The 25131-nt window shown below is 76.4% G+C and carries 20 protein-coding genes; 11 read left to right on the forward strand and 9 right to left on the reverse strand.

Annotated elements, in window-relative coordinates:
- Positions 1-56: 56 nt before the first annotated feature.
- Positions 57-1103 (reverse strand): N-acetyl-gamma-glutamyl-phosphate reductase, encoded by a 1047-nt coding sequence (gene argC, locus D7294_RS25140; RefSeq protein ID WP_120683635.1) that lies wholly within the window; start codon positions 1101-1103, stop codon positions 57-59.
- Between the two features lie 385 nt (positions 1104-1488).
- Between argC and D7294_RS25145 the strand changes: the two genes are divergently transcribed.
- Positions 1489-3966 (forward strand): Hsp70 family protein, encoded by a 2478-nt coding sequence (locus D7294_RS25145; protein WP_241562607.1) that lies wholly within the window; start codon positions 1489-1491, stop codon positions 3964-3966.
- Between the two features lie 21 nt (positions 3967-3987).
- Here D7294_RS25145 and D7294_RS25150 read toward each other — a convergent pair whose 3' ends face one another.
- Positions 3988-5388 carry a glycoside hydrolase family 6 protein gene (locus D7294_RS25150; RefSeq protein ID WP_120683637.1) on the reverse strand — a complete coding sequence of 467 codons (1401 nt, stop codon included), beginning with the start codon at positions 5386-5388 and terminating at the stop codon, positions 3988-3990.
- A gap of 369 nt (positions 5389-5757) precedes the next feature.
- Between D7294_RS25150 and D7294_RS25155 the strand changes: the two genes are divergently transcribed.
- On the forward strand, positions 5758-7011 hold the full coding sequence (locus D7294_RS25155) for an NAD(P)/FAD-dependent oxidoreductase (RefSeq protein WP_120683639.1): 1254 nt from the start codon (positions 5758-5760) through the stop codon (positions 7009-7011).
- Positions 7012-7061: 50 nt separating this feature from the next.
- Positions 7062-7985 (forward strand): RNA polymerase sigma-70 factor, encoded by a 924-nt coding sequence (locus D7294_RS25160; protein WP_120683641.1) that lies wholly within the window; start codon positions 7062-7064, stop codon positions 7983-7985.
- A gap of 122 nt (positions 7986-8107) precedes the next feature.
- On the opposite strand, the gene D7294_RS25165 is transcribed toward D7294_RS25160, so the two are convergent.
- A complete protein-coding gene (locus D7294_RS25165) occupies positions 8108-9112 on the reverse strand; it encodes an SDR family NAD(P)-dependent oxidoreductase (RefSeq protein ID WP_120683643.1) in 1005 nt (334 codons plus the stop codon).
- A gap of 73 nt (positions 9113-9185) precedes the next feature.
- On the opposite strand from D7294_RS25165, the gene D7294_RS25170 reads away from it, so the two are divergent.
- Positions 9186-10169: an AraC family transcriptional regulator gene (locus tag D7294_RS25170; RefSeq protein WP_120683645.1), complete on the forward strand. Its 984-nt coding sequence runs from the start codon at positions 9186-9188 to the stop codon at positions 10167-10169.
- A gap of 151 nt (positions 10170-10320) precedes the next feature.
- Here D7294_RS25170 and D7294_RS25175 read toward each other — a convergent pair whose 3' ends face one another.
- Complete coding sequence (locus D7294_RS25175; RefSeq protein ID WP_241562608.1) at positions 10321-11526, reverse strand: tellurite resistance/C4-dicarboxylate transporter family protein; 1206 nt, start codon at positions 11524-11526, stop codon at positions 10321-10323.
- Between the two features lie 389 nt (positions 11527-11915).
- Here D7294_RS25175 and D7294_RS25185 point away from each other — a divergent pair, with 389 nt between their 5' ends.
- The 4 genes from D7294_RS25185 to D7294_RS25200 are packed head-to-tail and all read left to right on the forward strand — an operon-like array spanning position 11916 to position 16210.
- Positions 11916-13142: a 2-keto-3-deoxygluconate permease gene (locus D7294_RS25185; RefSeq protein ID WP_206619566.1), complete on the forward strand. Its 1227-nt coding sequence runs from the start codon at positions 11916-11918 to the stop codon at positions 13140-13142.
- Positions 13139-14395 carry a four-carbon acid sugar kinase family protein gene (locus tag D7294_RS25190; protein ID WP_158674691.1) on the forward strand — a complete coding sequence of 419 codons (1257 nt, stop codon included), beginning with the start codon at positions 13139-13141 and terminating at the stop codon, positions 14393-14395. The genes D7294_RS25185 and D7294_RS25190 overlap by 4 nt, the downstream gene beginning before the upstream one ends.
- Before the next feature lie 37 nt (positions 14396-14432).
- Positions 14433-15446, forward strand: a complete 1014-nt coding sequence (pdxA, locus tag D7294_RS25195) for a 4-hydroxythreonine-4-phosphate dehydrogenase PdxA (protein WP_120683651.1) — start codon at positions 14433-14435, stop codon at positions 15444-15446.
- Positions 15443-16210: a DeoR/GlpR family DNA-binding transcription regulator gene (locus D7294_RS25200; protein WP_120683653.1), complete on the forward strand. Its 768-nt coding sequence runs from the start codon at positions 15443-15445 to the stop codon at positions 16208-16210. Before pdxA ends, D7294_RS25200 begins: the two co-directional genes overlap by 4 nt.
- 66 nt (positions 16211-16276) lie before the next feature.
- On the opposite strand, the gene D7294_RS25205 is transcribed toward D7294_RS25200, so the two are convergent.
- Together D7294_RS25205 and D7294_RS25210 are read right to left on the reverse strand one after the other, a co-directional pair.
- On the reverse strand, positions 16277-18076 hold the full coding sequence (locus D7294_RS25205; RefSeq protein ID WP_120683655.1) for a polysaccharide lyase family 8 super-sandwich domain-containing protein: 1800 nt from the start codon (positions 18074-18076) through the stop codon (positions 16277-16279).
- A 73-nt stretch (positions 18077-18149) separates the two neighbouring features.
- Positions 18150-19529 carry an FAD-binding oxidoreductase gene (locus D7294_RS25210; RefSeq protein ID WP_120683796.1) on the reverse strand — a complete coding sequence of 460 codons (1380 nt, stop codon included), beginning with the start codon at positions 19527-19529 and terminating at the stop codon, positions 18150-18152.
- Positions 19530-19780: 251 nt separating this feature from the next.
- On the opposite strand from D7294_RS25210, the gene D7294_RS25215 reads away from it, so the two are divergent.
- Entirely contained in the window at positions 19781-20947 is a 1167-nt protein-coding gene (locus tag D7294_RS25215) for a helix-turn-helix transcriptional regulator (protein WP_120683657.1), read from the forward strand.
- 177 nt (positions 20948-21124) lie between these two features.
- On the opposite strand, the gene D7294_RS25220 is transcribed toward D7294_RS25215, so the two are convergent.
- Complete coding sequence (locus tag D7294_RS25220; protein ID WP_120683659.1) at positions 21125-21991, reverse strand: inositol monophosphatase family protein; 867 nt, start codon at positions 21989-21991, stop codon at positions 21125-21127.
- Between the two features lie 31 nt (positions 21992-22022).
- A complete protein-coding gene (locus tag D7294_RS25225) occupies positions 22023-22583 on the reverse strand; it encodes a histidine phosphatase family protein (protein WP_120683798.1) in 561 nt (186 codons plus the stop codon).
- Positions 22584-22870: 287 nt separating this feature from the next.
- On the opposite strand from D7294_RS25225, the gene D7294_RS25230 reads away from it, so the two are divergent.
- Positions 22871-23074: a DUF1918 domain-containing protein gene (locus D7294_RS25230; RefSeq protein WP_120683661.1), complete on the forward strand. Its 204-nt coding sequence runs from the start codon at positions 22871-22873 to the stop codon at positions 23072-23074.
- A 30-nt stretch (positions 23075-23104) separates the two neighbouring features.
- Here D7294_RS25230 and D7294_RS25235 read toward each other — a convergent pair whose 3' ends face one another.
- Entirely contained in the window at positions 23105-24250 is a 1146-nt protein-coding gene (locus D7294_RS25235) for an FAD-dependent oxidoreductase (RefSeq protein WP_120683800.1), read from the reverse strand.
- 135 nt (positions 24251-24385) lie between these two features.
- Between D7294_RS25235 and D7294_RS25240 the strand changes: the two genes are divergently transcribed.
- Positions 24386-24991 carry a TetR/AcrR family transcriptional regulator gene (locus tag D7294_RS25240; RefSeq protein ID WP_120683663.1) on the forward strand — a complete coding sequence of 202 codons (606 nt, stop codon included), beginning with the start codon at positions 24386-24388 and terminating at the stop codon, positions 24989-24991.
- Positions 24992-25131: the final 140 nt, after the last annotated feature.

Here is a 25131-nt window from a genome sequence, read left to right on the forward strand (position 1 = left end):
GGCCGGCGCGCGGGGCGCGGGCCGCTCGGTGCGTGCCGGAGTCCCGTGCGGGAGGGTCACGGGGCGACCCCGGTGGTGGGCAGGCCCAGCTCCTCGGGGAGTCCCCGGGCGATGTTCATGCTCTGCACGGCGCCGCCCGCCGTGCCCTTGGTCAGGTTGTCGATGGCGCTGATCGCGATGACCCGTCCCGCCGTCTCGTCCAGGGCGACCTGGAGCAGCACGGCGTTGGAGCCGAGGACGGCTCCCGTGGTGGGCCACTGGCCCTCGGGCAGCAGCCGCAGGAACGGCTCCCCCGCCGTCGCCTTCGCGTACGCCTCCCGCAGGGCGGCCGCGGTGACCGACGGTTTCGCCTTGGCCGAGCAGGTGGCGAGGATGCCGCGGGGCATCGGCGCGAGGGTGGGGGTGAAGGACACCGTGACCCGCTCCCCGGCCACCGCGGAGAGGTTCTGCGCCATCTCGGGGGTGTGCCGGTGCACGCCGCCCACGCCGTAGGGGCTCATCGCGCCCATGACCTCGCTGCCGAGCAGGTGCGGCTTGGGCGAGCGGCCCGCGCCCGAGGTGCCGGAGGCGGCCACGACCACGGCCTCCGGCTCCACCAGCCCGGCGGCGTAGGCCGGGAAGAGGGCCAGGCTGACGGCCGTGGGGTAGCAGCCGGGGACGGCGACGCGCCGGGCGCCGCGCAGCGCGTCCCTGGCGCCGGGCAGCTCGGGCAGCCCGTAGGGCCAGGTGCCGGCGTGCGGTCCGCCGTAGTAGCGCTCCCAGTCCGCGGGGTCGGCCAGCCGGAAGTCGGCGCCGCAGTCCACGACCAGGACGCCGTCGCCGAGTTGCTCGGCGACGGCGGCGGACTGGCCGTGTGGCAGGGCCAGGAAGACGACGTCGTGTCCGGCGAGCGTCTCGGCCGAGGTGGGCTCCAGCGTCCGGTCGGCCAGCGGGACCAGCTGCGGCTGGAGCGCGCCGAGCCGCTCGCCCGCGTGCGCGTTGCCGGTGAGCGCGCCGATCTCGACCTCGGGGTGCCCCATCAGCAGCCGCAGGATCTCTCCCCCGGCGTATCCGCTCGCTCCCGCCACCGCAGCCCGCACGGCCCTCTCCTCACTCCGGCCCATCCCCGACCCGATGGCATGACTATACGTAGCTCAGCAGCTTTATGCAATGGCGCCTCCGGGGCCCGGCGCCCGGGCCGCCTGCCGATTCCGTGGCCTGCCACCGAAAGTCGCGGGGCCACCTGTCGGCCTTTGTCACAAGGGCGTCGGCCGTACCGGCGATGCGGCGGATTTCGGCATCGCACCGCGGGACGGGGGTGACCTCTGCCCACGGGTGCTCCCACGACCGGACGGCCGCCGGGTACCTGCCGCCCTGGGCGTCGGCGCACTCGGTGCACCCCTCGCCGACCCCCGGCCCGGGGATCCGGTGGGTGCCCCTGGCCGTGACGGGCGGCGCGACGCTACGTTGATGCCGGGCCGTGATGCCGGGGGCGGAAGGGGGGCCGGGGTGCAGCCGCTGAGGGCCGGGGACCCGGAGTCGGTGGGCGGGTTCGTGCTGCGGGGCCGGCTGGGAGCCGGGGGGATGGGCGAGGTGTTCCTGGGCCGGTCACCGGGTGGTCGCGCGGTGGCGGTGAAGGTGGTGCATCCGCACCTGGCGCGGCAGGGGGAGTTCCGCCGGCGGTTCGCGCGGGAGGTGGCGGCGGCGCGGGCGGTGGGCGGGGCGTTCACGGCTCCGGTGATGGCCGCCGGTCCGGAGGAGGACCGGCCGTGGATCGCGACCGTCTACATTCCGGCGCCTGATCTGGCGGAGGCCGTCGGGGTGGCGGGGCCGTTGCCGGAGGACGCGGTGTGGCGGCTGGCGGCGGGGCTGGCGGAGGCGTTGCAGGCCATCCACACGGTGGGGGTGCTGCACCGGGATCTGAAGCCGTCGAACGTACTGGTGGCCGCCGACGGGCCGCGGGTGATCGACTTCGGGATTGCGCGGACGCTGGAGGACACCGCGCTGACGGCGACCGGCCTGGTGGTGGGGACGGCGGGCTTCATGGCGCCCGAGCAGGCCGAGGGCGGCGAGGTCGGCCCGGCCTGCGATGTGTTCGCGCTGGGGGCGGTGGCCGCCTTCGCCACCACGGGGGCCGGGCCCTTCGGCGAGGGCCCGCCGCTGGCGGTGCTCCACCGGGTGGTCAACGGGCGGCCACGGCTGGACGGGCTCACGGGGCCGCTGCGCGAGCTGGTCGACGCGTGCCTGGCGAAAGACCCCCGCGACCGGCCCACGCTCGCGGCCTTGCTGGAGCGGATCGGCGCGCACTGGGAGCCGGCGGACGATGTCCGCGGCGACTCACCCTGGCCCGATGCCGTCACCACCCTCATCCAGCGGCGTGCCACACCCCCGACGGCCCCCTACACCGAAGCCGCCGGGGCCACGGCGCCGCCGGACAGCGGACCGGAGGGGGCGCGTAGGCCCGTCGGCATCGACTTCGGCACGACGAACTCGGCCGTCGCCGTCATGGAAGGCGGCGGGGTCTCGCCGGTCCCCAACGCCCAGGGCGCGCACACCACTGCCAGCCTGGTGGCCCTCACCGCCGAGGGGGATGTCCTCGTCGGCGCGGCCGCCGAGCGGCAGGCACTCACCCATCCCGGCCACACCTGGCACGCCGTCAAGCTGAAGCTGGGCACGGACTGGAGCATCACGCGGGGCGCCGTCCGGCTGACCGCCGAGGACGTCGCCGGACTGGTCCTCGCCCGCCTTCGCCGGGACGCCGAGGACTACCTCGGCACGCCGGTCACCGACGTGGTGCTGGCGGTGCCCGCCGGCTTCCGTCGCGACCAGCGGGCCGCGCTGGTCCGGGCCGGTGAACGGGCCGGGCTCAACGTCCTGCGGCTGATCAACGAGCCCTCGGCCGCGGCGATGGCCTACGGCCTGCACCGGGACGACTGCACCGTCCTGATCTTCGATCTCGGCGCGGGCGCCCTCGACGTCTCCCTCATCGCGCTCAGCGACGGTGTCGTGGAGGTCATGGCCGCTGCGGGCGACGGCCGGCTCGGCGGCGACGAGTGGGACCTGCGGATCGTCGAGCACCTGACCGGGCTCGTACGGCGGCGGCACGGCGTGGATCTCACCGGCGACGTCGCCGCGGCCCAGCGGCTGCGCGAGGCGGCCGAGACGGCGAAGATCGAACTGTCGGCGGCGCGCACCACGACCCTCAGGCTGCCCTACCTCGCCACGGGGCCGGACGGCCCCGTCCACCTCGAAGAGGAACTGACCCGCGAGGAGTTCGAGGCGTTCACCCGGGACCTGCTGGAACGCTGCCGGACCCCCGTCGAACGCGTCCTCGCCGACGCCGGGCACACACTCGCCGACATCGACCGGGTCGTCCTGACGGGCGGCGCCGCCCGGATGCCCGCCGTGGGCGACCTGATCCGCCGGCTCACGGACGGCCGTGAGCCCTACCGGGGCCTGATCCCTGGGCCCGTCGCCGGCGGCGCCGCCCTTCAGGCGGGCGTCCTGACCGGCGCGGTGAAGGACGTGTTGCTCCTCGACGTCGCCCCCCACTCGATCGGTATCGAAATGCACGGTGGGGTCACATGGAAGCTGCTCCTGCGGAACGAGACCATCCCCACAAAGCGCTCCGAAATCCTCACCACGCACACGGACGACCAACCCACGGTGGTGGTCCACATCGTGGAGGGGGAGCGAGAGGACGCCGCGCGCAACTGGACCCTCGCGGTCCTCGAACTCGCCCTGCCTCCCGCTCCCCGCGGCGTGCCCCTGATCGAGGTGACGGCCGACTGCGACGCCAACGACATCCTTCGGATCACGGTCAGGGATCTGGGCACGGGCAACGAGACGGCTCCGCCGCTCCTCCCGCTGGGCCGGTCTGCGCGGTCTCGCCCCTGTGCTCCACCCGGCCGACTGAGAGCCCACCTCGCCCGGCCGGTCGGCGGTGACAGACAAGGGGCCAATCGGCACCGGCGGGTCCCACCATGATCCCGGCGGAGCCCGGGGAGGTCACTCCAGGGGCGGCCAGGCGTTGCTGAGCAGCTCGGCGAAGTGCGCGGGGAACCACGCCCCGGCCGGGGGCGCGTCCGGCAGGGCGCCGGTCCTCGGGGGGTTGGCGCCCATGCCGAGGTACTCGGGGTCGCACATCGGCTCCCCGCGCAGGCCGGACTGGCCCTCCAGCGGGCTGCCGTCGGACTCGCCCGGCGGCTTGGCCCACACGTAGGCGTCGACGCCGGGGGCCGGGGCGGCCGTGGGGCGTTCGCCGAGCCCCGAGCCGGCCTGGTTGCACCAGTTCGCGGCGACGATCCGCCGGTCGGTGCGGCTCTGGTTGACGTACTCGTCGACGTTGACCGCGGAGCCGGGGCCCGTGGGGCGGTTCGGGCCGCCCCAGCCGTTGCGGGAGGTGTCGATCAGCATGCCGATGTCCGCGTCGAAGCCGAGGCCGGTCAGTTCCGCGCGAAAGGCCGCGACGTACGGCAGCTCGTCGAGGTACGGGTTCCAGTCGACCCATCGGCTCTGGTGGACGGGCACGCCCGCGACGACGTCGCCGGCGTCGAGGTAGGGCTCGTCCAGGACCGAGTAGTCGGCGACGTTGGAGACGAAGCCGTGGACGGCGGCGGTGGTGCTGCCCGCGGAGGTCGCGGCGTCGCGGAGGAGCCGCGCGGCGGCGTGGAAGTCCTCGTCCCAGCCGAGCCAGCCGTGGTGGCTGAGGTCCAGGTACGGATAGACGTTCGGGAGCGCGCCGAGCGTGGCCAGGGCGTAGCCGATGCCCTCGACGTACACGCCGGTGTCCCTGGCCTGCTCGCAGGCCCGCGTGGCGATGGCCCTGGGCTCGACGTGGGTGACCAGCCGGGAGAGGGAGTTCGGCTCGACGACGGTGACGATCCGCAGGTCGGCGTAGGCGGGGTCGGCCAGGATGTCCGCGATCGGGTCGACGAAGCTCTCGCGGTAGCGCGGCAGGTCGTCCGGGCCGAGCTCGCCGTACGGGGAGATGCGGTCGCAGTCGCGGAGGGGAAGGTCGTGGAGCACGAGCTGCACGACGCCTGCGCCCTGCGCCAGCGCCGCGTCGAGGTGCTCGCGCAGCCCCATCCGGCCGCCGGAGCCGCCGATCGCGGCGATCCGGTCCAGCCAGACGGCGGTGGGCTGGTCCGCGACGGCCTCGCCGCCCGGCACGGAGGCGGCGCGGGCGGACCACTCGGGGTTCACGTAGACCCGGGCGCCGGCGTAGGGGTTGTCCACGCGCTGGGCGGCGGCCAGGTCGAGGGGGCCGGTGGCGGCGGGGCCGGTGGCGGCGGCGGAGCCGCCGGCCCCGCCGGTCAGGACGGTGGCGGCGACCAGGGCGGTGCCAAGGGCCGCCAGGGCGGCGGGCCTTGGGCTGCGGTGACGGGTTCCGGTGCGGCTGGGGGGCATGGCGGTGTGGCCTCCTGGCTGGCGCGGTGTGGACCGGTCCGAGCGCTCCCATGACCTCCCCCACCGAGTGTCGAAACTCCGGCACGCTCCGTCAAGGGGCCCGGTGGGCACGGCACCGGCGCGCGAGTGCGGCGGCGCCCCCGGCCCGGTCGAGCCGCCCCTCCCGGCCCGTCCCCGGGGACGTCGGGGCCCGTCCCCGGGGACTTCGGGGCCCTCCCGGCGCCCTCCTGGCCGGCACCGCGGCGGGCGCCGGCGGGGCGGGCGGAACGAGGCGGCGACTGTGACGTGGATCACTCTGAGCGCTGTCACGCATGCGGGGGCCCACCTGTCCCATGGGCGTTCCTGCACGCGAGTACCGGAGTGAGCAGGATGAAGACCGACCACCGCATCGTCATACTCGGCGCCGGCTACACCGGCATGCTGGCCGCCCTCCGCCTGGCCCGCCGCACCCGCAGGACGGGCGCGCGGATCACGCTGGTCAATCCCTCGGCCCGGTTCACCGAGCGGCTGCGGATGCACCAGGTCGCGGCGGGCCAGGAGCTGGCCGACCACCGCATCCCCGAGCTGCTGGCCGGCACCGGCGTCGCGTTCGTCCGGGGCCGGGCCACCGCGATCGACCCGCGGGCGCGCCGGGTGTCGATCGAGGCGCCCGCCGTGGCGCCCGCCGGCGCCCCGGGGGCCGGCGCGGCCGGGCCCGCCGGCCCGGCGTACCACACCCTCGCCTACGACACCCTCGTCTACGCGCTCGGCAGCGGCGCCGACACGAGCCTCGTGCCCGGCGCCGCCGCGCACGCCTTCACTCTCGACGACCCGCGCACCGCGCACGAGTTCGCCACCCGGCTGCCCGCCCTGGCCGCCGCCCAGGGCACCGTGGTGGTCTGCGGCGCGGGCCTGACCGGCGTGGAGGCCGCGGCCGAGATCGCCGAGAGCCACCCGGGCCTGCGGGTCACCCTCGTCGGCCGGGAGGCGCCGGGCGCCATGATGGGCGAGCGGGCGCGCGCACATCTGCGCCGCGCCCTCGACCGGCTCGGCGTGACCGTCCGCACGGGCACCACCGTCACGGCGGTGCGGGCCGACGCGGTCGAGCTGGCCGACGGCGAGCTGCTGCCCTCCGGCCTCACCCTGTGGACCGCCGGGGTGCGCGCGCCGCGGCTGGCCGCCGAGTCGGGGATCGCGACCGACGCGCGCGGCCTGGTGACCGTGGACGCCGAACTGCGGTCGGTGTCGCACCCCGAGATCTACGCGATCGGCGACGCCGCGGCGACCCGCCAGGCGTGGGGGCCGGTCCACGGCACCTGCCAGAGCGGCCTGCCCACGGCCCAGCACGTCGCCGACGCCCTCGCGGCCCGGCTGCGCGGGAAGCGGCCGAAGCCGTTCCGGTTCGGCTACGTCCACCAGCCCGTCAGCCTCGGGCGGCGGGACGCCGTCATCCAGTTCACGCACGCGGACGACAGCCCGCGGCGCTGGTACCTCAGGGGTGCCTGGGCGATCAGATACAAGGAGACGATCAGCGGCAGCCCGCTGAAGCTGTACCGGCTGAGCAGGCGCCTGAACGTCGGCGCCACCCTCTCCCGGGGCGGCCGCGCGACCCGCAGGCCGGCGGTGCCTGCGCAGGTGCCGTGACCGCGGGAATCGCCTTGCCGCCCCGTTCGGGGCGCTGGGAGCATGGGCCGATGATCCATGCGGGGAGTGAGCGGGGCCCGGGCGGGGAGCCGTTCGGGGCCCACCGGCGGCTGCTGTTCGGCACCGCGTACCGGCTGCTCGGCAGCGTCGCCGACGCCGAGGACGTGCTCCAGGACGCCTGGCTGGCCTGGCAGGGCGCCGACCGCGCCACGGTGCGCAACCCCCGCGCGTACCTGGTGCGTACGGTCACGAATCTCGCCCTCAACCGGCTCACCTCCGCCCGCGTCACCCGCGAGACCTACGTCGGGCCGTGGCTGCCCGAGCCGCTGCTGGCCTCGCCGGACGTCGCCGACGAGGCCGAGCTGGCCGACACCGTCTCGATGGCGCTGCTCGTGGTGCTGGAGACGCTGACGCCGGTGGAGCGCGCCGTGTTCGTGCTCCGCGAGGCCTTCGCCTTCTCGCACGCCGAGATCGCGGAGATCCTCGGCCGGCCGGAGCCGACCGTGCGGCAGATCGCCCACCGGGCCCGCCGGCACGTGGCGGACCGCCGGCCACGCCACGACGCCGACCCCGCACGGCACCAGGAGGTCACCGCGCGGTTCCTGACGGCCTGTGCGGGCGGTGACCTGAACGCCGTCATGGAGCTGCTCGCGCCGGACGTCGTGGCCTGGTCCGACGGCGGCGGCAAGGTCACGGCGGCCCGCCGGCCGCTGTACGGCGCCGACCACGTGGCGCGCTGGGTGCTCGGCGTGCTGGCCAAGCCGGTGTCGGCCGGCGTGGTGCTGGAGCCGGCCGTGATCAACGCCGAGCCCGGCCTGCTCCTGACCCTGGGCGGACGGCCCGTCGGCACCGTGTCGCTCGAGGTGGCGGACGGCCTCGTCCGGCACCTGCGCTTCCAGCTCAACCCGGACAAGCTGCGCGGCGTGCAGGGCGCCGTGCCGGGTGGCGTGCGGGGCGGCGAGCCCGGGGCGTAGGGGTGGCGGGGCGCGCTGGGCGGCAACGCGGCCGGCCGGCCCGCCCGTTCCGGCCGGCGCCCGCCCGCCGCGGGGCGTGCCCTCGCGGGCCGGCGCCGGGGGGCCGAGAGGCGGGCGGGGCCTCAGGCGGCCAGCAGCCGCTCGCTCAGCTCCCACAGGCGGCGGGCCGACCGTGGGTCGAGGGCGTGCGGCACGACGTCGGAGGGGATGTCCCGCTCGACGCCGAAGGCGATGGGCCTCGGGGTGTCCAGCGGGGAGACGTCGTTGTCCTTCAGGTAGACGCCGCCGACTTCGGCCAGCAGCGGGCTGGTGGCGGCGAACACGCTGGTGCTCGCGCCCTGTTGGGGGGTCTTGAGCTCCCGGGCGGGGTCGATGACCGGCCGGCCTGCCGCGTCGATCAGCCCCATGGCCCGCAGCTCCTCCCGGGTCACCGCCGGCCCGTCCTCCTCCCGGGAGGGCCCCAGGCCGGTGGTGGCGATGATGCCGGGGTGCACGGCGTAGCCGCGGATTCCCTCGGCTGCCCAGCGGCGATCCAGCTCCACGGCGAACAGGACGTTGGCGGTCTTCGACTGGCCGTAGGCGAGCATGCCGTCGTAGCCGGTCGCGAAGTGCGGGTCGTCCCAGCGGATGTCGGAGAGCCGGTGGCCGCCGGAGGTCACGTTGACCACCCGGGCGCCGTGCGCGGCGCGCAGGGCGGGGAGCAGGGCCAGGGTGAGCTGGAAATGGCCGAGGTGGTTGGTCGCGAACTGCGATTCGTAGCCGCGCGCGTCCCGGAACAGGGGGCCGCTCATGATGCCGGCGTTGTTGATCAGCACGTGGAGCGGGCGGCCCGAGTCGAGCCGGCGGCGGGCGAAGGCGTCGATCGACGCCGGGTCGAGGAGGTCGAGCCGGCCCAGTTCGACGCGGGGGATTCCGGCCAGCGCGGCGGCGGCACGGTCCGGGTTGCGCGCGCCCACGGTGACCGTGGCGCCGGCCTTGCTCAGCGCGCGGGTGGTCTCCAGGCCGATCCCGGAGTGGCCGCCGGTGACGAGGACGTGCCGGCCGGTCAGGTCGATGCCCCGGAGGACCTCGCCGGCCGTGGAGGCCGCGGTGAAGCCGGAGCCCAGGGGGTGCTGTTGCTGCGTCATGTCACCACTCTGCGGGCCACCGCCCGTACGCTGAATCCTTGCCAGTCCGCATTTCTTGCGTGAGAGTACGGACATGGCGGGTGATCAGCTGTCGGAGGTGTTCGACCTCGTCGAGATCCGGGGGCAGATGACGGGCGGGTTCGCGGTGCGGGGCCCCTGGGTGGCGCGCTCCCCGGTCGAGGACCCGATGAAGCTCGTCGCGATGGTGCGCGGCCGGGCGCGGCTGAGCACGGACGGCATCGAGGGCCCGATCGGGCTGGAGCCAGGCGACGTCGCCATCCTGAACGGCCGGAGGTGGCTGCGCGTCGAGGGCGGCACCGGGGACGGGCCGCCCCGCGAGGTGGTGCCCGAGCCCGGGTTCGCCGCCCTCCGCTCCCCCGGCCGAGGCGGCGGCTCAGGCGGCGGGAATCCCGGGAACGCCGGGGACCCGGGCGACGTGGTCCTCGGCGGCCACGTCGACCTCAACCAGGCCGGCCGGGCGCTGCTGTTGCAGGCGCTGCCGCCGGTGGGGCACGTCCGGGCCTCGGCCGCCGCCGCGCCCCAGCTGCGCGCCGGCCTGGAGCGGCTGCTCGAGGAGGCGGAAGGCGACCGGCTCGGCTCGGCCTTCGCGCTGCGGCAGTACGGCCAGCTGCTGCTCCTCGAGGTGCTGCGCGCCTACGTCGGCCAGGCCGAACTGCCCCCGGGGTGGCTGCGGTTGCTGACCGACGAACGGCTGCGCCCCGCGGTCGCCCTGCTCCACGCCGAGCCGGGGAGGTCCTGGCGGCTGGCGGAGCTGGCGCGGGCCGCGGCGATGTCGCGGACCTCCTTCGCCGAACGCTTCCGGGAGGTGGCGGGCGTGCCGCCGCTGGCGTACCTGCACCGCTGGCGGATGCTGCGGGCGCGGCGGGCCCTGCGCGAGGGCGAGGTCCGCGTCGGCTCGCTGGCCACCGCGCTGGGATACGCCTCGGAGAGCGCGTTCAGCACCGCCTTCAAGCGGGAGGTGGGCGAATCGCCGCTGCGCTACCGGCGCCGGGTGCGCGGCGAACGGCCCCCGCAGGCCGAGCCGCTGGGGGTGTGAGGCGCGGCACGGCAGGCGCCCGCCGCCCTTGCGCCCCGCCCGGCGCGGGCCCGGCCCCGACACGGGGGTCCGCCAGGCCGCGGCGAACCGGCCCGGCCGGCGCCCCACCCGAGCCCCGCGCCCCCGCCCGGCCCGCCCACCGCAACTCAGGTCAGGTGGGCGGGGCGCATCCCCCGGGTCCCGGGGACGCCGGTGCCTCCGGGGAGCCGGGGGGCCGTGGGGGCGCCTCAGGCCCGGGGGATCCCGGTGGCTCCGGGGACGGCCCGGGGTGGGTGGGCGGGCGCAGGGCGCGGGGGGCCGCGGCGAGCATCAGCAGGAAGACGGCCGACCAGAGGGCGGCGGCCGGCCAGCCCTCGGCCGAGCCGAGGGAGGTCAGCCACGAGGTGCCGGTGGCGTTCCCGAGTTCCCTGGTGGCGACGCCGTACATGCCGATCGGGAAGACCATGCCCCACAGGCCCGTCTCGTAGCGCAGCGGCACCCGCCGCAGCAGGTGCCGCCAGGCGCCCAGGGCGAGCAGCAGCGGGATCAGCCAGGTGCAGAAGGACCACAGGACGAAGCAGAGCGCGGCAACGGCGGGGCGGGGCAAGGGAGTTGCGCCCGCGGGCAGCCCCAGTAACCGGGCGCCGGCGAGCACGGTGATGGCGGCGGCGCCCATGAAGATCCAGTAGGGCGGGGCGAGGCCCGCCGGGGCGAGGGGCCGAAGGAGCAGCCTCGCCAGCACGAGCCCGGCGGTCAGCAGGTACTGGAGCAGGCCGATCGCCCAGCAGACGGAGGCGAGGGCGGCCAGCCCGTCGCCGAGGACGTGGGGGCTGAGCGTGGCGGCCGCCACGGCGACGGACTCGGTGCCGACGCCCCACACGAACCAGGTGCCGTTGACCTGGTCCAGGGAGGGCGGCCGGCGGGCCGCGGCGGAGATCATGCCGAGCGGGACGCCGTAGCCGAGCAGCACCCAGGCCGTGACGCCGACCGCAAGCAGCCCGGCGGCCAGGGCCGTGTGGCGGTCGAGGGCGAGGCGCGCCGCGAGCACGTCCGGGGCCGCCGCCGAGGTGAGGAAGGCGAAGCCGCCCGCGCCCACGACGTCGGCCAGGAACCGGCGGCGCCAGCGCACCAGCCGCCAGGCGTACGCGGCGAGCAGGAGCGCGTAACCGGCCAGGGCGAGCACGAGGAGCAGGGCCGAGGCGGCGTGCGCGCCCTCGGCCGCCAGGGCGGTGGAGACGATGCCGGTGGCCATGACGTAGGCGAAGGCGCCCGGGTTGAGCCCGGCCACGGCGGCCGCCAGGGCCGCCAGGCGCGCCGGTGGGCGGCGCTCGTCATTCGCCGCCGGGGAGGCGGTCCCGGGTCCCAGGCCCGCGGCCACGGTCAGGCGGACCCGTCGGGACGCGGCCCGGTGGCGTCCCGGGCCGGGGCGGACTTCGGCATGGCGTGAGCGTACGGCAGCCGCCTTCGGGGGCGGGCGGCATCCCCCGCGACGCGGGGCGCACCGGCGGGTGCCAGGGCGCGCGTGGCGCCGCGGGCGCGGGCGGGCGGGCGCGGGCGGGGCGCCGGAGGCGGGCGGGGCGGGGCCTGAGGCCGGGGTGCTAGGGGTCGCCTCCTCAGTGCGTGAATCGAGCACCTTGCACGAAACGCGCATCGCGGCGTAGGGTCGCGGGCGACGCCGGTCAGTTGGGGAGGATTCCGGCCAGAGTATGGCAAGACCGCGCAGGGTCGCGGCGGGCCAAGGCACGTAGGGAAAGAAGGCGCCCGCAGATGTCGATGCAGATGTCCATACCGATCAAGGCGAGCCTGGAGCGCGTGCCGGGCGGCATGATGCTGGTCCCCCTGTTCATCGGGGCGGTGATCAATACCGCGCACGAGGGCACCGGGGAGTTCTTCGGCTCGTTCACCGGCGCGCTCTTCTCCGGCTCGCTCACCATCCTCGCCGTCTTCTACGTGTGCATGGGCGCCACCATCGACCTGCGCACGACGCCGTTCATCCTCAAGAAGGGCGGCACGCTGCTGGTCACCAAGGCGGCCGTCGCGGTCGTGGTGGGCGTGGTGCTCGGGCACTTCCTCGGCGAGGACCCGGTGCACGGCGGGGCCTTCGCGGGCCTGTCCACCCTCGCGGTGGTGGCGGCCATGAACGACACCAACGGTGGCCTGTACATGGCGCTGATGGGGCAGTTCAACCGGTCCAAGGACGCCGCGGCCTACTCGCTGATGAGCCTGGAGTCCGGGCCGTTCCTGACCATGGTGACGCTCGGCGTCGCGGGCCTGTCGGCCTTCCCCTGGCAGACAATGCTGGGTGCCATCCTGCCGCTGGTCCTCGGCATGGTGCTGGGCAACCTCGACCCGGAGATGCGCCGCTTCCTCGCCCCTGCCGTCCCCGTGTGCATCCCCTTCTTCGGCTTCGCGCTCGGCACCGGCATCGACCTCGGCACGGTGTGGACGGCCGGCCTGCTCGGCATCGGCCTCGGGCTGTTCGTCCTCGTGGTCAGCGGCAGCACGCTCTTCGTCGCCGACCGGCTGGTCGGCGGCAGCGGCCTGGCCGGCCTGGCCGCCGCAAGCACCGCGGGAAACGCCGCCGCGGTGCCCGCGCTGGTCGCGGCGGCCAACCCGGACTACGAGGCGGCGGCCGACAAGGCCACGGTGCTGGTGGCCGCCTCGGTCGTGGTGACCTCCCTGCTGGTGCCGGTCGTGACGCTGGCCTACCACCGCCGCCTGGAGCGCCGCGCCGAGCGCGCGCAGGGACCGCGGGCCGTCGTTGCGCCCGGCGCGCGGGACGCGGAGGCGGGCGCCCCCGCCTCGGGCACGCCCCGAGATGCGCGAAACGCGCAGTCCGCCGCGCGGACCGGCGACCAGCCCGGCGCGCCATCCGCCCCGGACACCGGCGCGGAACCCGGCGCGAGCCCCGACGCGAATGCCGCCGCGCACCCCGGAGGCGCGCACCCGGGTGGGCCGCGCCCCGCCGCGGACGCCCCGGGGGAGCACCGGTGACGACGTCGCAGGCCGGCCTCCCGGCCCCCGCCCCCACGGGCCCCCCGTCGGGCGGCCCCGACGTCCTGATCGTCGCCGACGACCTCTCGGGCGCCGCGGACAGCGCGGTGGCGCTCGCCCCGCGGGCCGCCACCTCGGTGGTGCTCGACCCGGCCGCGGCCTGGCCGGCGGCGCGGGTGATCGCGGTCGACACCGACAGCCGCTACCTGGCGGGCCGGGAGGCCGCCGCCAGGGTGGCGGCGGCCGTCGGCCGGGCGGCGCCCGGGACGCTGGTCTACAAGAAGATCGACTCCACCCTGCGCGGCAACATCGGCCCGGAGATCGCCGCCTGCCTCGCCGCCCTCGCCGAACGCCGCGGCGGCCACCGGCACCTGGCGGTGGTGACCCCCGCGTTCCCCGCCACCGGCCGGACCGTCCTCGCGGGCGAGGTGCTGGTGGACGGCGTGCCGCTGAGCGAGCGCAACCCCGGGCGCCGGCCGCTCACCCGGCAGCTGACCGAGGCCGGGCTGCGCGTCGCCGCGCTGCCGCGCTCGGCACTCCGTTCTCCCGGCCCGGCCGCCGCCCTGCGCGCCGCGGCGGCCGAGGGCGCGGACGCGGTCGTCGTGGACGCCGTCGAGGAGGACGACCTGGCCCGGCTCGCCCTGGCCTGCACCCGGGCGCAGCCGGAGCTGCCGCTCCTGCTGGCCGGCTCGGGCGGCCTCGCGCACCACCTGCCGGTGCCGCCCGACCCGGCGGCCGGGCGCCCCGCTCCCCCGCCGCGGCACGGCGGGCCCGCGCTGATCTGCGTGGGCAGCAGGAGCGAGATCGCCAGGGCCCAGTGCGCGGCGCTGGTGGAGAAGCTGCCCGCCCGCCCGGTGCCCGTCCCCGCCGGGCCCGCAGGTCCCGCCGCGGCCGCCCGGCAGGTCCGCGCGGCGCTGGCCGCGGGCCAGGACGTCGTGGTGCACCCCGACCCGGCCGAGCCTGTCGACCCGGCGCGGGCCGCGGAGGTCGCCGCCGGGCTGGCCGCCGCCGCCCGGCCCGGACTCGGCCTGGCCGGCACGCTCGTGGTGACCGGCGGCGAGACCGCGCGGGCCGTGCTGCTGGCCGCGGGCGTGCCGATCCTGACCGTCGCGGGCGAGCGCGAGCCGGGCGTGGTCCTCGCCCACGCCCGCGACGGCCTGCCCGTGATCTCCAAGGCGGGGGCGTTCGGCGACCCGGAAACCCTGCTGCGCGTCGTCCGCTCCCTGCCCCCGGCCGTACCGCGGCCGGCGTGACTTGTCCTTTCCCCACCCACTCCGGAAGGCTTGCCCCATGTCCGCATCCACCCCCCGCCCCGTCGTCGCCCTCACCATGGGAGACGCCGCGGGAGTAGGCCCCGAGGTCATCGTCAAGGCCCTGGCCGGCGCCGCGGCCGACCTGCCGTTCCGCCCCCTGGTGGTGGGCGACGCGGCCAGGCTGCGGCGCGCGGCGGCGCTGTGCGGCGTGCGGCTCGGCATCCACGCGGTCCGCTCCCCCGAGGAGGCCGCCTGGCAGCCGGGCACCGTCGACTGCGTCGACCTGGCGAACATCCCGGAGGACCTGCCCTTCGGCAGGCTGTCTCCGGTGGCGGGCGAGGGCGCCTACCAGTACGTCGCCGAGGCCACCAGGCTGGCCTCGGAGGGGCGCGTCGCGGCGATCTGCACCGCGCCGCTCAACAAGGAGGCGCTGCACGCCGCGGGCCACAAGTTCCCCGGGCACACCGAGCTGCTCGCCCGGCTGACCGGCACCGAGGAGGTGTCGATGCTGCTGTCCGCGCCCAGGCTGCGGGTCATCCACGTCACCACGCACATCGGCCTGGTCGACGCCGTGGCGCGGATCGAGCCCGGCCTGGTGGAGCGCACCATCAGGCGCGGGCACGAGACCCTGGTGGCGGCCGGCCTGGAGCGGCCCAGGATCGCGGTGTGCGGCATCAACCCGCACGCCGGCGAGAACGGCCTGTTCGGGCACGGCGAGGAGGAGTCCAAGGTGGTGCCGGGCGTGGCGGCGGCGCGCGCGGCGGGCATCGACGCGCAGGGCCCGCTGCCGGCGGACACGGTGTTCTTCCGCGCGGTCCGCGGCGACTTCGACCTGGTGGTCGCGATGTATCACGACCAGGGGCACGGCCCGGTGAAGGTGCTCGGCCTGGACGCCGGGGTGAACATCACCGTGGGCCTGCCGGTGATCAGGACGAGCGTGGACCACGGCACCGCCTTCGACATCGCGGGCACCGGCAAGGCCGACGAGGCGAGCATGGTCGAGGCGCTGCGCCAGGCCGTGGAGCTGGCACCGGGGGGGAGCCGCGGGTGAACGCCTCCGCGCGGCGCAGCGAGATAAGGGACCTGTTGCAGGTCCGCCCGGTCGCGGTGGCCGAACTCGCCGCGCGCTACGGGGTGTCCGAGTCGACGATCCGGCGGGATCTGGCCCGTCTCTCGGCCTCGGGCGCCGTGGTGCGCACCTACGGCGGCGCGCTGTCCTCCGCCCCGCCCGAGGAACAGTCCCTGGGCGAGCGGGAGAAGCTGGCGGCCCGGGAGAAGGCGGCCATCGCCAGGGCCGCCGAGTGCCACGCCGCCGACTGCCGGCTGGTGCTGCTCGACGCGGGAACGACGGTGGGGGCGCTGGCGGCGCGCCTGGCGGCGCGCGGGGGGCTGACGGTGGCGACCCCGGGGCTGACCTCGATCAACATACTGGCCGGGGTGCCCGGCATCGAGCTGATCGTGCTCGGCGGCACGGTGCGGCCGCTGAGCCTGGGCATGGTGGGCCCGCTGGCGGAGTCCGCGGTGGCCAGGCTGACCGCGGACGCCGTCTTCCTCGGCGCCGACGGGGTGGTGGCCGGGCGCGGGCTGTGCGAGGCGCGGCCCGAGCAGACCGCGCTGAAGCAGCTGATGATCGACCGCTCCCGGGAGATCTACGTGCTGGCCGACGCGGCGAAGCTGGGCCGCGCCGACTCGCACTGGTGGGCCACGTTCGACCGGCCCTGGACGCTGATCACCGACGCCTCGGCCCCCGCCGAGCGGCTCGCCCCCTTCCGCGCGGACCCGCTGTGCACGGTGGAGGTCGCCCTCCCGCTGTGATCGGATCCCTGCCGCGGAGGTGACGCCCGGCCACGGCCGCCGCCCGCCCGCGCCTCCCGGCCCGGTTCAGCCCTCCTTGCCGAGCACCACCTGCCTGCCGTCGTGCCGCGCGGTGAGCGTGACGCCGGTGCGCTCGCAGCGCACGGACTGCGCCGCCGCGTCGTTGGACAGGACGGTGAACCCGGGGGCGGCGGCCCGCTCCGCGGTGGCCGCGGCGTCGGTGTCCGGGAGGACCAGGCAGGCGTAGGCGGCGCCCTCGGGCCGGTGGCCGTGGTCGAAGCCGAAGGTGAACACCTCCGCGGACAGCGGCTCGGCCGAGCCGGTGGTGGTGAGGTCCGACCACCTGCCGGTGCGCCGCTCGACCGCGGCGCGCACCGGGTCCTGCTCGCCGAGCGGCACATAGCCGATCCGGCCGTGATGGGCGTAACGCCGCCCCTCGACGAGGGGCGGGCCCACGGCGAGCCGCTGGTCGACGGTGGTGGCGACGGGGTGCTCGGCCTCGGGGGCGCTGATGCAGGCGCCGAGGGCCACGAACGCGTCCTCGAAGCAGAACCACGCCTTCCAGCCGTCCTCGAACCGATCGGTGCCGGCCAGCCGCATGACCGCGATGCCGTGCCGGCCGTCGGTCCAGCCGGCGACGTCGGGCGAGGCGCCGTGCGTCCCGTTGGGGCGCGGGAAGAGCGCCTCGGGGCTGGGCGGCAGCTCCGCGGTGACGCCGGGCAGCCGGGCCCAGTCCCACAGCGGGATGACGCCGCGGTACCCGTCCTCGGGCTCGTCGCCGAGGCGGATCGCCGCGACCCCGTCGCCCAGGTGCCTGCCGCGGAGGTTCTCGCCGTTCATGCTCTCGGTGGGGGCCGTCCTGGTGGAGGACATCCGCACCGTCAGGGACCAGGCGGGGCGCCGGTGCACGAGGTAGTCGGAGCGCGGGTAGTAGCGGGTGCCGGTCAGCGGCGGCGGCGCGGCCCCGGCGCCGGCGCCGTCCGCGGCGGCCTCGGCCGCGGCCAGGCGGGCGTCGAAGGCGGCCAGTTCCGCGCGGCGGGGGGCGCCGAGGGCCAGCAGCTTCGCGAGCACCGGGCGCAGCACCGGCCAGGCCCGGTGCGCGGGGGCGCGGGTGATCTCGCGGCCCATCGTGGTGAAGTCGAAGCCGCCGCCGTGCACCGCCCACTGCTGGCCTTCCAGGAGGAAGTCGGTGAACAGCGCGACCTCCTCCTCCCCGAAGGCCCAGTCCGTGCCGTGCACCGCGTGCACCCAGCGCGCGAGGTCGGCGGTCAGGGAGGCGCCGTAGCCGCCCGAGTACAGCTGCGCGCCGTGCTGGTGGAAGCTGAAGTCGCTCTGGATTCCCTCGCGTTCGGTGAGGGTGAGGACCTCGGACATCCGCCGGACCGCCGAGGCGACCAGCTCTCCGTCGTCCACCAGGAGGCCGCGGCGCAGCACGATGGACTGGCTCCAGACCAGGTTCTGGCCGGTCATCTCCGTCGAACCCGCCGTCTGCGCCAGCCACGTGCCCCACGCGGCGCGTTCCTCCGTGCCGAGTCCCTCGCGCAGCAGGAGCAGGGCGTCGCCGGCCAGCCGGGGCGCGCCGATCTCGTTGAACCACCAGTTGTCGCTGCGCGGGGCGAGGTGGCTCCACGCGGCCAGCGCCGCCAGCCCCTCCGCGAGGTAGGGCGCGGAGCAGGCCAGGCACAGCGCGCGGGACAGGTGCTCGAGCGGCGGGTACTCGGCGCCTTCCCCGTCGGCGTAGTCGATGTCGGGCCAGGTGCCCTCGGCCGACTGCGACCTGGCCAGGCGCGCCGCGCGCGGCGGGTCGGCCGCGGCCTCCCTGATCTCCTGCCGCACTCTGGCCCGTATCGTCTCAAGATCTCCCATAGTCGGTACTCTTCACCACCGCCCGGGGCCCCGCCATCCCATTTCACCCGCTCGTGGCGAGGCGGCGGCCGGTTCATCCGGTGGGCGGGATGTTGTGGTTGAGGCGGAAGAGGTTGGCCGGGTCCCAGACCGCCTTCAGCTCCGCGAGGCGCCGCAGGTCTCCCGGCTCGTAGGCGGTGGCGACCTGCTCCGGGGCGGCCTGGGGCCCGTGGCCGAGGAAGTTCGCGAAACGCCCCAGGGTGCGCGGGGCGAGCGCCTCGAAGAGGCTTTGCCCCACCTTGCCTGCCGCCTCGGCGTCCGGCGCGCCGAGCCTGACCAGCCCGCCGAGCAGGTAACGCGCCGCGCGGTGGCCGGCCGGAGCCGCGTCCCGCGGCCTGCGGGCGAGGGCCCCGCCGAGGTGGCGGATCTCGACAACGCACCGGGCCGGTGCGGCCGGGCCTGCCGTCTCGGCCAGGAGGCGCGCGTCCTCCTCGTCGAGGTCGTCCAGCATGGCGTTGTCGCCGTGCCACGGCATCGGGCGCGAGGGCTCGGCGTGGATGCGGCCGGTTTCGGTGACGGGCACGGGTCCCAGGCCGCCGAGCAGCGGCTCGCCCAGCGCGCGCAGCGGGGCCACCAGCCGCTCGGCCGTCCGCGCGTCCGAGACGCAGGCGATGCGGAGGTGCGCGGCGTACCTGCCGCGCAGCGGTTCCGGCACGGCGGGTGCGGCGGGGAAGGGCACCAGGGCGAGGGAGGAGTTCATCTCCTCGGGGACGGTCCTGGTCCAGCGCAGGTAGGCGGTGAGCAGGCGGGCGGCCTCCCCGGGGCGTTCGGCGTCGAAGTACAGGCCGCCGCCCCAGACTTCGCGCAGCCGAAGAAGCTCGATCTCCAGGGCGGTGACCACGCCGAAGTTGTCGCGCCCGCCGCGCAGCGCCCAGAACAGTTCCGGCTCCTCGTGGGCGGAGACCCGGCGCAGCACCCCGTCGGCGGTGACCACCTCGATCGCCCTGATCCGGTCGGCGGCCCAGCCGAAGGTGCGCCCGAGCAGCGGGAGCCCGCCGCCCAGCAGGTAGCCGGTGACGCCGACGAAGGGGGCGGAGCCGCTGAGCGGGGCCAGCCCCGCCGCGGCGGCGGCCGCGGTCACCTCCTCCCAGCGGCTTCCCGCGGCGACGTGGGCGGTCGCCTTCCGCGCGTCGACCCGCACTCCCTTCAGGCGCGCGGTGGTGATCAGCAGGCCGCCGTCGGCGGGCACCGAGGCGCCGTGCCCGGTGCCGCGGACGGCGACGGGCAGGCCGCAGCACCCGGCGAAGGCCACGGCCTCGCGGACGTCCGCGGCCTCTGCGGCCCCGACGATCAGGGCGGGGCGGTGGTCGAGTGCCGTGTTGAACGCGGCCCGCTCCCGGTCGTAGCCCTCCTCGCCGGGGAGGAGGACGGCGCCGCGCACCTTGGTGCGCAGGGCGTTCACGGCGTCGTTCATCTGCTGGCCCTTTCGCTGCTTCTTCTCGTTTCGGCCCCGCGCCGCCGTGGCCCGCCCGGCCACGGTCCGGCGGGGCGGCCTCCCCGGCGGGGAGCGAGAGAAGCCTGCCGCCTTAACATGACAGGCGCCGTCACGTTATCTGCGGCGAGACCGGAAACCCCGGGGCGGCTGCGCGGAGCGGCCCGCGACAGAGCGGGAGAGACAGCGGGAGAGACAGCGGGAGAGACAAGGAGGAGGGGGGCGGGTACCTCGTGAAGTCGGACCGGCTGCTGTCGATCCTCCTGCTCCTGCAGGCGCGGGGGCGGGTGCGCGCGGCGGAGCTGGCCGAACGCCTGGAGGTCTCGGTCCGGACGATTTATCGCGATGTCGACTCGCTGTCCGCGGCGGGTGTGCCGGTGTACGCGGAACGCGGGCGGCACGGCGGGATCGCGCTGCTGCCCGGCTTCAGGACCGATGTCACCGGGCTCACCTCGGACGAGGCGCGGGCGCTGTTCGTGCTGGCCGCCCAGGGCGCACACGCGGCCCTCGGCCTTGAGGGAGCGTTCGGCTCGGCGCTGCGCAAGGTGATGGCGGCGCTGCCCGCGGCCCACCGGCCGACGGCGGAGCTGACCAGCAGGCGCATCCTCGTGGACCCGGGTCGCTGGCTGTCCCCGCCGGTCGCCGCGGCGGAACTCGGCGCGCTGCACGAGGCGGCCCTCGGCGACCGGCGACTGCGCCTGCGCTACCGGCACGGCGGCATCGGCCGGCCCCGGACGTACACCGTCGATCCGTACGGGCTGGTGGCCAAGGCCGGGGTGTGGTACCTCGTCGCCGACCTGCGCGGCACGCCGCGGCTGTTCCGCGCGGACCGGGTGGCCCAGGCCACCCTCACCGCGGAACCGGCGCGGCGCCGGCCGGGCGTCGAACTGGCCGACGCTTGGGAGGTGGTGCGCCGGGAGGTCGAGGAACGGCCCCTGCCGGTGCGGGTCACCGTGCGGGTGCGGCGCGAGCGGCTCGGCATGTTCCTGCGGATCAGCGGAAGCGCCGTCCAGGCGGACGCCGGGCAGGCGGACGCCGGGCAGACGGACGCCGGGCAGACGGACGCCGGGCAGACGGACGCCGGGCAGACGGACGCCGGGCAGACGGACGCCGGGCAGACGGACGCCGGGCAGACGGACGCCGGGCGTACCGCGGGTCCGGAGGGGGCGGCCGGGGAGGGCGAGTGGGCCGAGGTCGCACTCGCCTACGAGGCGCCGGGGGCGCTGCGCCAGCTGCTCCAGTTCGGAACCGCCGTGGAGGTGCTGGAACCGGCCTGGGCCCGCGCCGAACTCGCCGCGGCCGCCGCCGCGATCGCCGCCCTCTACGCCGGCAGCGCCGGGGACGCCGGAGCGCCGGCGCCCGAACCCGCCGCCCCTTCCCCCACCCCCCGCGAACCCTGACCGCGCCCGCAGGCCCGCGCCCCCTCCCCCGGCACCCGTGGAAGAACGCGGCGGGCGGGCGCACCGTACCCGCGGGCCGGGCCACCCACGCACGCGGCCACGGCCCGGCGGACGGGAGAGGGGCACGGGGACGGCGACAGGGGCAGTGGCACGGGGTCCGGGGCGGGTCCTGGGCCCTCAGGCTCGGCCGGGACCGCGAATCAGCGACATCAGCAGCCGGTGGGTCTGCGCGTCGGCGGCGGCGACGAGCCCGCGGGAGCCCGGCCCGGCGGGGGCGCCGTCGAGCCCGGTGACCACACAGCCGGCGGCCCGGCACAGGGCGACGCCCGCGGCGAAGTGCACGCTCTCGCTCAGGCCGTCCCCGTCGGTGACGTATGCGGCGCGCCGCCCGGCCGCGACCCAGGCCAGGGCCAGCGTCGTGGAGAGGACCCGCGGCCGGAACCGCTCGGCGAACCCGGGACGGGCCGCGAGGTCCGCCGCCCGAAAACCCGGCGCGCTCGGGAACGGGGGGTCCAGATTGAGGTCCACGAGGCCGGTCGCGGCGCTGGGCACCAGCCGCGCGCCGCCCCCCGCACCCCGCACCTGCGCGGTCGCGCCGTCGGTGAGGAAGACCTCGCCGGCGAACGGGTCCGCCACGGCCGCCGCCCCGCCGCGCAGTGCCACGTTGACGGCCACCAGCGGGGTGCCTGCCGCGTAGTTCAGCGTCCCGCACAGGGGGTCCACCAGCCATTCGCGGACGGCACCTGCGGGGCCACGCCGCCCGCCCTCCTCGCCGAGCACGGCGTCGTCGGGCCTGGCGGCGCGAAGGACGGCGAGGATCGCCCGCTCGGCCTCGACGTCCGCGGTGGTGGCGAAGTCCCCCGCGCCCTTGTCGACACGGCCGAGCCGCTGACCGTATCCGGCGCGCACCACCTCCGCACCGGCCAGGGCCGCAGCCCTCGCCACCCCGGCGTCCCCCGGGCACCCCTCGTCCCCGGGGCCGGCGTGCCCCTGGTCGTCGACGCCGCGCCGCTCGCGCCCACCGTCGACAGCTGATCCGGTCATCCGCCCACGATAGCCGCGGCCTCCGCCGCGCTCAGCCGAGCCGCAGGCTCCAGCGTCCGGGGCCGCCGCTGAGGGTGACCACGGACAGCGGGTACACCTCCGTCCGCCAGTACGACTGCGGCGGCGCCTTGAGGGCGTACAGCATGGCCGCGCGGATCACCGAGGGCTCGGTGACGGCGACCACCCGGCCGTCCCCCTCGATGGGCCTGGTGTCCAGCCAGCCCCCGACCCGTGTCACGAAGGACAGCAGCGGCTCCCCGCCGTGCGGCGCCGAACGCGGGTCGGCCAGCCAGGCGTCCACCGCGGCGGGCTCCCTGGCCGCCACCTCCTGCAGGGTCAGGCCCCGCCAGCGGCCCATGTCACAGTCGCGCAGGGCCAGTTGGGACAGCGGGGACAGGCCGATCGCGTCGCCGGTCTGCCGGCTGCAGGGCGTGGGCGAGCAGTACCGCAGATCGGCCGCGGCGAGCGGCAACAAGGCCGGGATCGCGCGTTCGAGGGCCTGCCAGCCCGCGGTGTCGAGGGGGCGGTCATCACCGAAACGTGCGTCGAGGAGCGTGGAACTCCGTGCGGCGGCGACGAGCGTGACCAGCATGGCGGGATCGTACGAGGACTCGAATTGCCACACCACTACACGGACGTAAAACCCGCGTGGGTTTCCCGGCCCCACCGCACGCCCTGCGGACGTCCGGGGGAAACCCCGGACCCAAGGCCCCGGCGCCCCATCCCTCCCTCCCGGCACTCCCGCCTGCGCCCAGGACCCCTTCCCGGAAGTCCCCGAGGTCCCCGGAAACGCGGCGGCCCGGCGCGAGGCAGGCGGGGAAAAACGGGTACCCGAGGCGGGCAGGACACAACGGCGAGAGGGACAGGAGGGCACTCCTGATGCAGGCCAAGACGGGCGACCGCGTGGTGACCCACGGCAGGACCGTGGGACAGAACGACCAGGTCAGCGAGATCGTGGAGGTCCTCGGACGCGACGGGGAGCCGCCCTACCGGGTGCGCTCCTCCGACGGAACCGAGAAGGTCCTCTCCCCCGGCCCCGACTCGGTGGTGGAGCGCGGCAAGCGGCGTTGGCCGCGCCGGTAGCCTCCCCCTCGGCCGGCCCCGCGCCGGCGGTCATCCCCGCGCCCCCTCCGCGTCCGCGGCGGGCAGCTCGCCGAGCTCGTGCGCGTAGAGCCAGCCGGTGGCGCGCGGGTAGACGCGTGGGAAGACGACGGGCATCACGAGATTCCGCAGGCGGGAGGCGAGGGGCCCGGCCGTCTTCGCCTCCCGGTTTCTGGCGGCGGCCCTCGCCATCTTGCCCAGGCGCGCCTCGCGCTCCTGGTCCCAGGCGGCCAGGGCCGCCGCCACCTCGCCCGTGCGGTGCAGCTGCCGGGCCAGCACCACGGCGTCCTCGATCGCCATCGCCGCGCCCTGCCCCGCGCCCACGGGGTGCGCGGCGTCGCCTATCAGCACCATCCGCCCGCGGTACCGCCGCGGCAGCCGGGGCAGCACGTGGAAGAGCGTGGAGGTCAGCTTCCCCTCGGCGGCCCGCAGCACCTCGACGGCGCGCTCCTCGGTGCGGAAGAGGGCCGCCAGTCTCGCCGCGTCCACCTCGGCGAGGTCCGGCGGCGGGGCCGCGGCGGCGATCTGCGCCGACCACCAGACCGTCCCGTCGGGCCGGGGCAGGTGGATGAACGCCCCACGCCTGCCGAAGATCATGTGGAACGCGCTCTCGGCGGGCGCCTGCCCCGGGGCCTCCCGGGAGACGCCTGCCACGCCGTACAGGCCGGCGTAGGCCGGCTCGGGGGCCGCCGGGTCGACGGCACGCCGCACCGCGGACCACAGGCCGTCGGCCCCGATCAGCAGGTCGGCCCCGGCCGTGGGCTCCCCGGTGAAGGAGGTCAGGCGCCTGCCGGTGACGATCCGCGCGCCCGCACGCCGCGCCTCGGCCCGCAGCACCCGGACGAGATCGGCCCGCAGCAGGGTGACGCTGCGCAGCGGCTCCCCCTCCGGGCGGCCGCGGGGCACGTCGCCGAGCAGCTTGCCCCCGCCGGACCACATGCGCTGCCGCTCCACGGGGAACCCGGCCCGCTGGACGGCGGGCAGGCAGCCGAGGGCGTCAAGGCCGCGCAGCGCGTTCACCGCGAGGCTCACGAAGGAGCCGACGGGGCCCGCCGGGTCCTCGTAGGCCTCGTACACCGTCACCTCGGCGCCGATCCTGCGCAGCGCCACCGCGCTCGCGGCACCCGCGACTCCGCCACCCACCACGACGACCCTCATGTCCACGCCCTTCCCCTCCGGTCCGGCCCACCACCGAACCCGCTTTCACCGAATCATAGCTCACTGAATCTGCATTCACCGAATCTCCCTCAGTATGCTGACTCCCGAAGCCGGGCGTCAAGGGAGGTTCTGCGGATGGGCGTGCGGAAGGAGAAGGCCGCCGAGACGAGGGCCGCCCTCATGGAGGCGGCGCGCCGCACGTTCGTGGAGCGCGGCTACCTGAACACGAAGATCACCGACATCACGCGGGCGGCGGGCCGCGCGACGGGCTCCTTCTACGACCACTTCACGGACAAGGAGGCCCTGCTGGCCGAGCTGCTCGGCGACATGCACGGACAGGCGCACGAGCACATCCACGAGCGGGATCACCCCCGCGAACACGACCTGACCGACGAGGCACAGCTGCACACGCACCTGGAGATCGCCTGGCAGGTCATGCGGGAGAACCTCCCGGTGACGATCGCCCTGTTCGAGTCGGCGGTGGCCCGCGGCCCTGGCACCGGGGCGGCCTGGCGCAGCCTGGCGGAGAACACGAGCATGATCCGCGACCACCTGGAGTACCTGCGCGAGGAGGGCAGGCAGCTGCCGGGCGAGCCCGAGCTGGTGGCGGCGGCGATAGGCGGGATGCTGTCGATGCTGGCCTACGCGGTCCTCACCTCGAAGACGCCCGCCGCGCCCGACGAGGAGATCGTGGACACCCTGACCTCGCTGCTGCTGAACGGCCTGCGCGGCCCGCGCTGATGAGCCCGGCGGCCACCCCCGCCCGCCCCGACCCGCCGTCACCCGCCGCGACTCGACGTCACCCGACGTCACCCGGCGCGGGGAACGCGCCGCCGCTCCACGCCCCGCCCGCGCCTCGGCAGCGAAGCCCGGCCGAGGAC

This window comes from Streptomyces hoynatensis (assembly GCF_003626535.1).
In the GTDB taxonomy this organism is placed as follows: domain Bacteria; phylum Actinomycetota; class Actinomycetes; order Streptomycetales; family Streptomycetaceae; genus Streptomyces; species Streptomyces hoynatensis.